This is a genomic window from Cellulomonas sp. (assembly GCF_017744555.1).
In the GTDB taxonomy this organism is placed as follows: Bacteria; Actinomycetota; Actinomycetes; order Actinomycetales; family Cellulomonadaceae; genus Cellulomonas.
The window spans coordinates 67,573-78,497 of sequence record NZ_JAGIBD010000019.1 but is presented as its reverse complement, the minus strand read 5'-3'; the positions used below and the strand labels follow the sequence as shown (position 1 = coordinate 78,497).

The 10,925-nt window shown below is 73.3% G+C and carries 9 protein-coding genes and 1 pseudogene; 3 read left to right on the top strand and 7 right to left on the bottom strand.

The window, feature by feature from the left end; translation table 11 throughout:
- The 4 genes and pseudogenes from J7523_RS13250 to J7523_RS13235 form a co-directional block, all read right to left on the bottom strand.
- Window positions 1-483 (bottom strand): annotated as a pseudogene (locus J7523_RS13250) (glycoside hydrolase); the annotation flags it as partial.
- Window positions 476-1,954, bottom strand: coding sequence for a glycosyltransferase family 2 protein (locus J7523_RS13245; RefSeq protein ID WP_291887308.1), 1,479 nt, complete (start codon window positions 1,952-1,954; stop codon window positions 476-478). The pseudogene J7523_RS13250 and the gene J7523_RS13245, both read right to left, overlap by 8 nt.
- Window positions 1,955-2,432: 478 nt before the next feature.
- Window positions 2,433-3,710 carry a hypothetical protein gene (locus tag J7523_RS13240; protein WP_291887306.1) on the bottom strand — a complete coding sequence of 426 codons (1,278 nt, stop codon included), beginning with the start codon at window positions 3,708-3,710 and terminating at the stop codon, window positions 2,433-2,435.
- Window position 3,711: 1 nt separating this feature from the next.
- Window positions 3,712-4,404 carry a hypothetical protein gene (locus tag J7523_RS13235; protein WP_291887304.1) on the bottom strand — a complete coding sequence of 231 codons (693 nt, stop codon included), beginning with the start codon at window positions 4,402-4,404 and terminating at the stop codon, window positions 3,712-3,714.
- 132 nt (window positions 4,405-4,536) lie between these two features.
- Between J7523_RS13235 and J7523_RS13230 the strand changes: the two genes are divergently transcribed.
- Entirely contained in the window at window positions 4,537-4,767 is a 231-nt protein-coding gene (locus J7523_RS13230) for a helix-turn-helix domain-containing protein (RefSeq protein WP_291887302.1), read from the top strand.
- A gap of 21 nt (window positions 4,768-4,788) precedes the next feature.
- On the opposite strand, the gene J7523_RS13225 is transcribed toward J7523_RS13230, so the two are convergent.
- On the bottom strand, window positions 4,789-5,313 hold the full coding sequence (locus J7523_RS13225; protein WP_291887300.1) for a hypothetical protein: 525 nt from the start codon (window positions 5,311-5,313) through the stop codon (window positions 4,789-4,791).
- Between the two features lie 77 nt (window positions 5,314-5,390).
- Window positions 5,391-6,179 carry a hypothetical protein gene (locus J7523_RS13220; protein WP_291887299.1) on the bottom strand — a complete coding sequence of 263 codons (789 nt, stop codon included), beginning with the start codon at window positions 6,177-6,179 and terminating at the stop codon, window positions 5,391-5,393.
- 324 nt (window positions 6,180-6,503) lie between these two features.
- Here J7523_RS13220 and J7523_RS13215 point away from each other — a divergent pair, with 324 nt between their 5' ends.
- Window positions 6,504-7,280, top strand: coding sequence for a LysM peptidoglycan-binding domain-containing protein (locus J7523_RS13215; protein WP_291887296.1), 777 nt, complete (start codon window positions 6,504-6,506; stop codon window positions 7,278-7,280).
- On the top strand, window positions 7,277-7,900 hold the full coding sequence (locus tag J7523_RS13210; protein ID WP_291887292.1) for an Rv3235 family protein: 624 nt from the start codon (window positions 7,277-7,279) through the stop codon (window positions 7,898-7,900). The genes J7523_RS13215 and J7523_RS13210 overlap by 4 nt, the downstream gene beginning before the upstream one ends.
- Before the next feature lie 30 nt (window positions 7,901-7,930).
- On the opposite strand, the gene secA is transcribed toward J7523_RS13210, so the two are convergent.
- Entirely contained in the window at window positions 7,931-10,717 is a 2,787-nt protein-coding gene (gene secA / locus J7523_RS13205; protein ID WP_291887289.1) for a preprotein translocase subunit SecA, read from the bottom strand.
- Window positions 10,718-10,925 lie beyond the last annotated feature (208 nt).

The window sequence follows — 10,925 nt, the reverse complement described above, 5'->3', positions numbered from 1 at the left end:
CGCGCGGGCCGCCTCGGCCTCGGCCTGCTCCGCGCGGTCCTGCGCCTTGCCGCGCGCAGCGGCGGCGGCGCGCTCGGACGCGGCCTTGGCCTTGGAGCGCTGGGCGGCAGCGGCACGCTCGGCGGCGGCCTTCTGCTGACCCGCCTGGGCTGCGGCCTGCTTCTCGGCCTCGGCCTTCGCCGCGCCCTGCTCGGCAGCGGCCTTGCGCTCCGCCTCCGCCTTGGCCTGCGAGCGTGCCAGGTCGGCGGACTGCTGCTCGCGCGCCTTGAGGATCGCCCGCAGCCGCGTGTTCTCCTCGGACAGGCGCACCTCCTCGGCAGACGCGGTCTGGGGCTTGCCCGGGGTCGCGACGGACGGCGACAGCCACACGACCGTCGTCGTGGCGATCAGTGCGACGGCGAGCACGAGGGCGGCGAACCGCTTGCGACGGGCGGGCCGCAGCGTGCTGCTCCACCACTCGGTGAGATCGATGTGGTCAGACATAGACGAGTGCCTCCAGGGCGATCAGGACCAGCGCGATGAGGTACGGCACCGCGGCCAGCGGGTTCAGGCGACGACGACGGGCTGGCGTGGCGCGTGCCGGCGCCGTCTGGCGCCGGGCCCGGACCGCGACCGACGCGCCCGCCGGGGAGTCCTCGCCCGAGCGCTGCGTGGGCAGCACGTGGGCCGGGGTGCGGTCGACGAGGTCGGCCGGGCCCTCCGGCGCGCGCTCGAGCTCGGCCATGAGGTCGTCCGAACCGCCGGCGTAGGCACCGGCCCGGGTGCCCCAGCCGCTCGCGTGCGCCATCCGCAGGAACCCGAGGAACCGCACGGGCATGAGGAAGAACGTCGACGTGATGATGAAGACGGGGAGCCGCAGGAAGTCCGACGGCTTCTCGTGCAGGTGCCGGATCTGCCGGATCGCCATCGAGAGCACCGACGACAGCAGCATCATCGCGACCACCCAGAACCAACCGGTCATGCCGGTGTAGGTGTGCAGGATCGCCGCGTACAGGTTGGTGCCCGTGCCGGAGACCGACCGGTAGATCCAGCCGCCGATCGTGCCGAGCAGCAGGAACGGCAGCAGGATGTCGGCGACGAAGAAGATCGCGAGCACCGGGGCGTGCGCGACCATCCACGGGAGCATGCGCAGGGTGTTGTACTGGCTCCCCCGCGCCCACCGCAGCTGCTGCTTGAACAGCTTCTTCACCTGCAGCGGGGCGTCCGTGTAGACGAGGCTGGTGGCCTGGTACACGCTGCGGTAGCCCGCCTTGAGCGTGAGGTTGGTGAGCGTCCGGTCGTCGGAGACCTCGAGGAACACGCCCAGGAACTTGGCGTGCATGAAGTCGTCCATGACCTGGATCAGGATGTGCCGGCGGAACGCGATGGTCCTGCCCGGCAGGCAGCCGACCTGGCCCAGCGCCGACTGCGCGGGCATCGAGTACAGCGCGCGGGTGTTCTCGAGCCAGTCGGCCCAGCGTGTGATCCACGAGCGCTCGGGCTCGAGGATCCGCTGACGGGTCGTGACGCCGCCGACCGACGCGTCGGCGAACGGCTTGACCAGCTCGGGGAGCGTGCCGTCGGTCCAGACGGTGTCGGAGTCGACGAGCACCGTGATCTCCCCGCGGGACAGCTCGGTGCCGATCTTGACCGCGTTGCGCTTGCCGGGAATCGGCGTGTGCACCCAGCGGACCAGCGGCGCGAACTCGTCGCTGACCTGCTGCAGGCCGGCGTTCGGGGCGCCGTTGATGACGACGATCACCTCGTCGGGCCGCTGGGCGACGATGCGGGCGAGCACGTCGCGGAACAGGTCGAGCGGCTCGTCGACCACCGGGATGACCACGCTGGTGGTGCCATGGAACTCGCCGGTGTACGGCTTGTAGCGCCGCGAAAGCAGCACCTTGAGCAGCCACAATGCCCAGATCGCAGTGGAGAACAATGCAAAGAGATAGAACTCGGACTGTCCGGCGAGCATATGCCGGAGCTGCAGAACGAAGACAAACAATGGCAGACCTATCGTTCGGTTCAGGGCCCGCGGACGGCCGGCGGGCAGGGGGCGACGCCCGGCCTCCGGGCGCTCTGACGAGCGCGAAGGCCGAGTCGACGGGCATCGTCGGGCCGCGCGCGGGCGCGCCGACGTGACGCGCTCCTGCTCCTGACGTCCGGGGCGGGCAGCGCAGATCGGCCCCCGGAAACACTTCTCAGGGAATGGCGGCCGAGATCGGTGAATCGAACGTACCAGTCAGTAACGTTCAAACTAGACGGACAGTTGTCCAACTGTGACTGTGGTCACGGGTTGAATGCCGACATGTCCGAAAATGCACTAGATTGCCCCGAGCAACCTGCTTGCCCGCCGCATCGCACCCGTCTCGCCATCTGGACGAACCGGACATCCGTCCAGCATTCGCGCGTCCGGCGGTGTCTTCTCGGTCGCCGCCCCGACGCCCCGCACCTCAGCCCACGAGTGCGCCCGACGACAGCGTCGACTCGACCCGCGCCGCGACGGCCGCCAGCGCCCGGCGCGCGGGCGAGCCCGGGACCACCTCGCGGAGCGTCCGTGCCTCGAGCAGGGCCGTGTCGAGCGCCGGCCTGTCCTCGGGCACCAGGATCGCGTCGGTGACGCCCGCGTACCGGGCGAGCGCGCGGGCGACAGCCTCCGCGGGCCGCGGTCCGGCCACCGACGCCCGCACCCGGTTCACCAGGACCACGCGCGACGAGCCGAGACCCTGGTCGGTGAGCTCCCCCAGGCCGCGCACGAGCCGCTGGATGCCCACGGGGTCGCCCGACCCGACGACCAGCACGAGGTCGGCGGCCTCCAGCGCGCTCACCGTCGCCGCGTTCCGGCGAGGCGCCCGGGTGTCGTAGCTGAGGATCTCGTCCTGCTCCAGGCAGAAGCCGCAGTCGACGACCGTCCAGCGCGCGAGTGACCGGGCCACCGACCACACCGGCTCGAGCGACGACGACGGCAGCTCGGGCCAGCGGTCCGCCCGCGAGATGCCCGAGAGCACCCGCAGGTCGGGCGCGATGGTCGGCGAGAGTCGCGCCAGGGTCGTCACGTCGAGCGTGCCCTGACCAGCCGCGCGAGCGGCCGCCGCGAGCCCGGGCGCCTCGTCGAGCATCCCGACCACCTGCGCGACGCACCCGCCGTACGTGTCGGCGTCGACCAGGAGGGTCGGCGCACCCGCCGCGAGCTCCGCGGCGACGTTGACGGCGACCGTCGTGCGGCCCGGGGCGCCCGTCGGGCCCCAGACCGCGACCACCGAGCCACGCTCGGACGCCGGCCCCGGCCCCGCGCCGGGCGCAGCAGGCGCACCGAGCGCGCCCGGTGACTGGACCGGCAGCTCACGAGTGCGGTCGTGGACGGCCGCGTCGAGGACCCGGAGAGCGTCCCGCACGACGTCCGACGCGTCCGCCTCGTCGCCCGGCGCGTCCACGACGAGGTCGGCGCCGAACGACGTCAGCCGCTCGGCCAGCCACGGCCGGGCCGGGTCGGCCACACCCACGATGCGGACACCGGCACGGTGCAGCAGGTCGACCGACTCACGGTCGAGCTGGTCGAGGTCGACCGACACCACCGCGAGCGTGCCCAGCCCGGCCTCCGCGGCCGCCAGGAGCTCGGTGAGGTCGGCGCAGCGACGCGTCACGCTCAACCGACCGCCGGAGCCCTCCATGGCCTGCACGAGGATCGACTCCGCGGTGCCCTGCACCGCGCACAGCACACCGACGGCCACGTCAGCCGCCCGACCCGGGGAGGGGGACCACGTCGACCGTGCCGTCCGTGGACAGAGCCGCGAGCACGTCCGCGAGCGCGTCGGTCGGGACCAGCACCTGCACAGTCGCCGCGCCGGTCGCGGCGAACCCGCCGTCGGGACGCGTGACCTCCGCGACGGTGAGGCTCGACGCGAGCGGGTGCGGGAGCGCGTCGTCGGCCGCCGCAGCGCCCTCCCCCATGGTGCCGTCGGCGGGGTCACGCTCGGGCGGCGTGAACCACAGGTCGACCAGCGCGCCGACCGTGACCGCCTTCGCCGGCGGACGCACGAGGCCGATGGCGACCGGCCGCACGGCGACGTCGGCGGCGTCGCCGACCGCGGCCCGCGGGACGAGCTCGCCCGCGCCGACGGTCCGCAGTGCCGTGCCGTCCGCCGGGAGCGGCTCGTCCGCGGACAGGTAGCGCCCGACGTCGACCGAGCCGAGCCGCACGTCGACGACCGCGAGCGCGTCCGGCTCGATCGCCTGACCCGCCACGATCGCCTCGCGAGCGACGTACACCGGCACGGTTCGTTGCGCGGTCCGTACGGCCCAGGACCCCAGCGCGACCGACGCCGCCACCATCGCGACGCCCGCGAGCAGGCGCGGGTCTCGCCAGCCGGGTCGTCGCAACCGGGACGCGACCGGCGCCGGGAGGTCGAGCACGCTCGTGGTCATCTGGTCCCCTGTCGTCGCGAGCTCACGCCGCGGAGCCCCGCGACGTGCGCCATCCTGCCCGGACGAACCGGGACGCTGCGGAAGCATTGTGGACAACCCGGGCACCGCGCCAACGCGTGCCACACTGCGGGCATGGCCTCGAGGTTCCTCACGCTCGCCGACGTCACCGAGATCCTCAACATCTCGGCACCGCAGGCGTACGCGCTCGTGCGCTCCGGCGAGCTGCCGGCGATCCAGATCGGCGGCCGCGGTATCTGGCGGGTCGAGTCGGCCGAGCTGGAGAACTACATCCAGCGGATGTACGAGCAGACCCGCGAGCGGGCCGCGTCCCAGTCGGACGCGACGCGCGACCACGCGTCGTAGCGGCTCCGTCGCCGGGTCGGGTCAGCCCGAGCGAACCGCGGCGAGCGACGCGAAGGGGATCGTCCAGACGCGCCCCGCCAACTCGTGCGTCGCACCGATCTCCAGGTGGTCCGACCCGACGCGCTCGACGCGGCCGACGACGTCGGCACCCTGCGCCGACACACGCACGGTCATCCGGTCGCGCGCGAGCGCCCTCAGCGCGTGACCGAGCCCGAGCCTGCGTTCGGTGGCACCGGCCGGGGGCGCCCCGTGCGCGGCCAGCCCCGAGACGGCAGCGACGGCCGCGACCGGGACGAGCACCCGCTGGACCGCTGAGGGCGCCACGAGCAGCCACTCCGTCGCGCTGTCGACCAGCTCGCCCTCGATGCTCTCGCCCGTGAGCACGAGGAGCCGGACACGCGACCCGCGGGACGCCCTCACACGGTCGGCCAGCGTGACCGTGGCGCGCTCGGCCCGGGTGAGCTCGGCGACCTGGACCTGCCGTTCGGCGGCGCGCGCGGCGTCGAGCTGCGCCTCCATGTCCGCGAACAACGTCTCCCACCGCACCCCGACACCGTAGGGGCTCGCCGTGCGAGGCGCGGGGGCGTCCGCGGCCGACCCGCCTGCCGGTGGGCCCGTCGGCCTCAGCGGGCTCGGAGGCGGAGCGTCACCGGTCCGAGGTCCGCCTCGTCGACGACGCCGTGCATGTAGTCGTCGTTCTTCTCCCACAGGAACCCGACCGGGATCGTCTCCATGCGGTCGGCGTTCTCGCCGCGCCACCAGATCGCCCGCACGCCGCCGTCGCCGGCGGGCAAGAGCTCCAGGACCGCGCCCCGGACGTGCGTCGCGAACGAGCTGATGCGGAGTGGGCGGGAGACGCGCTCCACCGGCACACGCTGCGTGCTCCGGTCAGCGCCGGTGTCGTCGACGACGACGGACACCTCGCCCCCGGCGGGCGAGCCCCACACCGCCCGGAGCTCCCCGCCGGTGAGGACGAACCGGCCGTTCAGCACGCCGCCGTGGCGGGCCACCGCTCGGTCGAGCGCACGCACGAGCGCGTCACGGTCCACCCCGAGCTGAGCGGCGACGACGTCGGCGCTCGGCTCGAGGACGAGCGCGGGTGCGCGTGCGGGTACGGGCACGGGTACAGGCGCGGGTGCGGTCGCGGCTGCGGTTGCGGGAGCCGGGGAGGCATCCGGGGCAGGTGCGCGGTCCGGGGCGGCTGGGACCGCCGGGCGCACGCGCGCCCGCACGGCGATCACGCAGCCGACCACGAACGCCACCGCGAGCGCCGCGACGTAGCCGACCACGAGCCCGACCACCGCCCCCAGCACGCCGTCGCCCCGCACGACACCGACCACCAGCCCGACGAAGGGCAGCGTCCGGATCGACCACCGGACCACGGCTCGCGGCTGCGACGGCTCGCTCGACACGGCCGCACCGTACCAACCCGCGGGTCGCCCCACAGGGGACCACTCGTACTGCGACCAGGACGGCCGGCTCAGTCCGTCCCGCCCGATCGGCACGGCGCGCTCGTCCACAGCGGGCACCGGCGGGTGGACAGCGAACTGGACATTCCGGTACACCTAGCAGCGCCAACATTCATCAAACTGCATCAAACAGCACAGGGGGCTATCCACATGGCTCAACAGCGCCGCACCGCGGTCCGCACACCGTCCGCCGGCGAGGTGCACGCACGGTCCGCCGGTCTCCTCGCCGCCGCCGTCACCCTCTGCGGGGGCCTCACGGTCGCCCTGGTGCCCCACCTGGTTCGGCTGCTGTCACCGACCGGTGGACCGCTGCGCGTCGAGTCACTCGTCGACGCGGCCGTCTCGGCGATCGGCGTGGTCGTCGCGGTGTGGCTCGGGGCGTCCGCAGCCCTGGCGCTGGCGTGCCTGGGTGCGCGCGCCGTCGGGGCGACGTGGCGCGCGGGTGAGCGACTCGTCCTGCGGTGCGCGCCCACCCTCGTCCGGCGCGCCCTCGTCGTCGCGGTGGGAGCCGGGCTCGGCCTGGGGGTCACCACGACCGCCATGGCGGCCGAGCCCCTGGCCAGCCCCGCGAGCGTCTCCGCGACGGCCGGGACGGACCTCGACGTCGGCTGGGCGGTGACCACGCCCGACGTCGCCGCCACCGCCGTCTCCGGCGCGTCCACCTCCTCGCCGGCCCCGACCACGCCCGTCGTACGCGCGGCGGTCGGCGCGGCCCTGTCGGCAGCTGCGCCGGGCACGACCGCCGCACCACCGCCCGCCGCCGCGCCGTCGACCCCGACCCCGGTCACTCATCTCGTCGCACCGCCGGTCCGCCCGACCGCCGACGCCGAACCGGCCACGGTCGTGGTGGTCCGCGGCGACAGCCTCTGGCGGATCGCTGCCCGCCACCTGCCGGCAGGTGCGGACGACGCGCAGATCGCCGCCGCATGGCCGGCCTGGTACGCCGCGAACGCCGACGTGGTCGGACCGGACCCGGGTGTCCTGCTCCCGGGTCAGGTCCTCGTGGTCCCCACGACCGTCACGGCGGACGGAGCCGGCGCATGACCGCGCTCGTGCTCGAGCCCGAGACGACGGCCGAGGAGCTGTTCGCTCGCGCGGGCCTGCTCGCACCCACGTCCTGCAGCACGACCGACACCGACGCACCACCGGCACGCGCCGCCGTGCCCGCGCCGCGGGTCCGGATGGTGCCCCTGCCGCCTGCGGCCGCCGGGCTCGTCGCCGGCGGCCCCGCCCACACGGTGCCGCCGTCCCTGGGCCGGCGCCTGAGCATCCTGCGCGCGACCGACCGGTCACCCGTGCTCGACGCCGCCGACGAGGACCGCGGGACGAGCCCTCGGGGCGACGTCGTGGCCCTCGCAGGGCTGATCGCGCAGGCGACGGTCGAGGTGCTGGGCGGTCGCCGCTCTCCCGGCCAGCTCGCCCGCTGGGTCACCCCGGGCGTCTACGAGTCGGTGCACCAACGCGCCGCGCTGACGGTGCGCGTGCTCGGCCCGCGTGGAGCCACCCGACCCCCGGCCGTGCGACGGGTGCGGGTCTGCACGATCGACGCGCACGCGCACGAGGCGTCCGTGGTCGTCGAGGACGGCACCCAGGTCCGGGCCGTCGCGCTGCGGATCGAGTCGCACCGCGGCGCGTGGCGTGCCACCGCCGTCGAGGTCGGCTGATCGACGACCTCGCCGGCGGTGGCGCGCGCGTCAGTGCTTGCGCTGCTGCTTCGCGGCCTTCCGCCGCGCCTCGCGGTTCGCGCCGCCCTCGACGGGTGCGTCCTGCGGCGCACCGTCGGCCGAGCCCGTCACGCGCGACGCGTCGCCGTCGACCGACGGAGCCGAGTACTGGAGCGGCACGCGCTCCTGCGGCCCGTCGATGCCCTTCGCCACGAGTCGCGGCCCGTCCTGCACACCGCGCGGCGCGGCGGCCGAGGCGCCCGCGCTGGCGGCCGCTGCCGCGGCCGAGTCGGCCGTGACCGCGGGAGCCTCGGGCTCGGCGACCTGGACCTCGAGGTTGAACAGGTAGCCGACCGTCTCCTCCTTGATGGAGTCGGTCATCGCGTTGAAGAGCTGGTATCCCTCGCGCTGGTACTCGATGAGCGGGTCGCGCTGGGCCATCGCCCGCAGGCCGATGCCCTCCTTGAGGTAGTCCATCTCGTAGAGGTGCTCACGCCACTTGCGGTCGAGGACCGAGAGCGTGACGCGCCGCTCGAGCTGGCGCATGTTGTCCGACCCGATCGTCTCCTCACGCTCCGCGTAGGCGTGCTCGGCGTCGGAGAGGATCTCGCGCTCGATGAGTTCCGCCGACAGACGCGTGGACCCCCCGGCCTGCTCGACGACCTCGTCCGGCGTGATCGACACGGGGTAGACCGCCTTGAGCGCGGTCCACAGCGCGTCGAGGTCCCAGTCCTCCGGCCGCCCCTCCGCGGTGGCGCCCGTGATGTACGCCGTCAGCACGTCGCGGCGGAAGTGGCCGACCTGCTCGTGCAGGTCCTCCCCCTCCAGGACGCGGCGACGCTGCTCGTAGATGACCTCGCGCTGACGGGACATCACGTCGTCGTACTTCAGCACGTTCTTGCGGATCTCGAAGTTGCGGGCCTCGACCTGCGACTGCGCCGACTGGATGCCGCGCGTGACGATCTTCGACTCGAGCGGCATGTCCTCGGGGAATCCCGCGCGCGTCATCATCGACTCGGCCAGGCCGGAGTTGAACAGGCGCATGAGGTCGTCCTGCATCGACAGGTAGAACCGGGACTCGCCCGGGTCGCCCTGACGGCCGGAGCGCCCGCGCAGCTGGTTGTCGATGCGGCGCGACTCGTGGCGCTCGGTGCCGAGCACGTACAGGCCGCCGAGCTCGGTGACCTCGTCGTGCTCCGCGGCGACGGCCGCCTTGGCCTTGTCGAGGGCCGACGGCCACGCGGCCTCGTACTCCTCGGCGTTCTCCGCCGGGTCGAGGCCCCGCGCGGCGAGGTCGGCGACGGCCATGAACTCGGCGTTGCCGCCGAGCATGATGTCGGTGCCACGGCCGGCCATGTTCGTCGCGACCGTGACGGCCCCCTTGCGGCCGGCCTGGGCGACGATCGACGCCTCACGCGCGTGCTGCTTGGCGTTGAGGACCTCGTGCGGGACGCCCTGCTTCTTGAGCTTGGAGCTCAGCAGCTCGCTCTTCTCGACGCTCGTGGTGCCGACGAGGACCGGCTGGCCCTTCGCGTGGCGCTCCACGATGTCGGCGACGACGGCGTCGAACTTGCCCTCTTCGCTCTTGTAGACGAAGTCGCGCTGGTCGATGCGCTGCATCGGCCGGTTGGTCGGGATCGGGACGACGCCCAGCTTGTACGTGCCCTGGAACTCGGCGGCCTCGGTCTCGGCCGTACCGGTCATGCCCGAGAGCTTGGTGTAGAGGCGGAAGTAGTTCTGCAGCGTGATCGTGGCGAGCGTCTGGTTCTCCGCCTTGATCGCGACGCCTTCCTTCGCCTCGATCGCCTGGTGCATGCCCTCGTTGTAGCGGCGGCCCGGCAGGATGCGGCCGGTGTGCTCGTCGACGATGAGCACCTCGCCCTGCATCACCACGTAGTCCTTGTCGCGCTTGAACAGCTCCTTCGCCTTGATGGCGTTGTTGAGGAAGCCGATGAGCGGCGTGTTGAGGGACTCGTAGAGGTTGTCGATCCCGAGGTAGTCCTCGACGCGCTCGATGCCGGGCTCCAGCACGCCGACGGTGCGCTTCTTCTCGTCGACCTCGTAGTCCCGCTCGGGCTGCAGCCGGCGGACGACCTTGGCGAACTCGGCGTACCAGCGGTTCGCGTCGCCCGACGCAGGGCCCGAGATGATGAGCGGGGTGCGCGCCTCGTCGATGAGGATCGAGTCGACCTCGTCGACGATCGCGAAGTTGTGGCCGCGCTGCACGAGCTCGTCGGTGCTCCACGCCATGTTGTCGCGCAGGTAGTCGAAGCCGAACTCGTTGTTCGTGCCGTACGTGATGTCGGCCGCGTACTGCTGGCGGCGCTCCGGCGGCGTCTGACCGGTGAGGATCACGCCGCTCGTGAGGCCGAGGAAGCGGTACACGCGACCCATCAGCTCGGCCTGGTAGCCGGCGAGGTAGTCGTTGACCGTGACGACGTGCACGCCCTTGCCGGACAGCGCGTTGAGGTAGGCCGGCGCGGTGGCGACGAGCGTCTTGCCCTCACCGGTCTTCATCTCGGCGATGTTGCCGAGGTGCAGCGCCGCGCCGCCCATGAGCTGGACGTCGAAGTGCCGCTGGCCGAGCGTGCGGCGGGACGCCTCACGGACGGCCGCGAAGGCCTCCGGCAGCAGGTCGTCGAGCGTCTCCCCGTCGGCGAGGCGGGCGCGGAACCGGTCGGTCTCCTCGCGCAGCTCGGCGTCGGACAGCGACTCGAAGCTGTCCTCCAGGGCGTTGACCTGCTGGGCGATGCCCGACAGCTTCTTGACGATCCGGCCTTCACCGAGGCGCAGGACCTTCTCGAGGATCGCTGGCACGCATGACTCCCGACGTGTTCGCACCCCGGGCGCGCACGGCGTCGGAGCGGCTGGTGTCACCGACCGCGCGGCCGGGCCCGACCATCGTAGGCGAGCGGCGGGCGCGCGGGCGAAGAACGACCGCCTTGCACAGGATTGCGCCGAGCGAGAACGCGGACAGGCTCGGGGGTGACGTCGCTGGTCGGGGCGCCGGCCGCCTGGCGTCACG

What these genes read in the sequence shown, in the direction of transcription:
- J7523_RS13245 (WP_291887308.1), bottom strand. Translation starts at nt 1,954, where the DNA reads ATGCTCGCCGGACAGTCCGAGTTCTATCTCTTTGCATTGTTCTCCACT.
- J7523_RS13235 (WP_291887304.1), bottom strand. Translation starts at nt 4,404, where the DNA reads ATGACCACGAGCGTGCTCGACCTCCCGGCGCCGGTCGCGTCCCGGTTG.
- J7523_RS13230 (WP_291887302.1), top strand. Translation starts at nt 4,537, where the DNA reads ATGGCCTCGAGGTTCCTCACGCTCGCCGACGTCACCGAGATCCTCAAC.
- J7523_RS13210 (WP_291887292.1), top strand. Translation starts at nt 7,277, where the DNA reads ATGACCGCGCTCGTGCTCGAGCCCGAGACGACGGCCGAGGAGCTGTTC.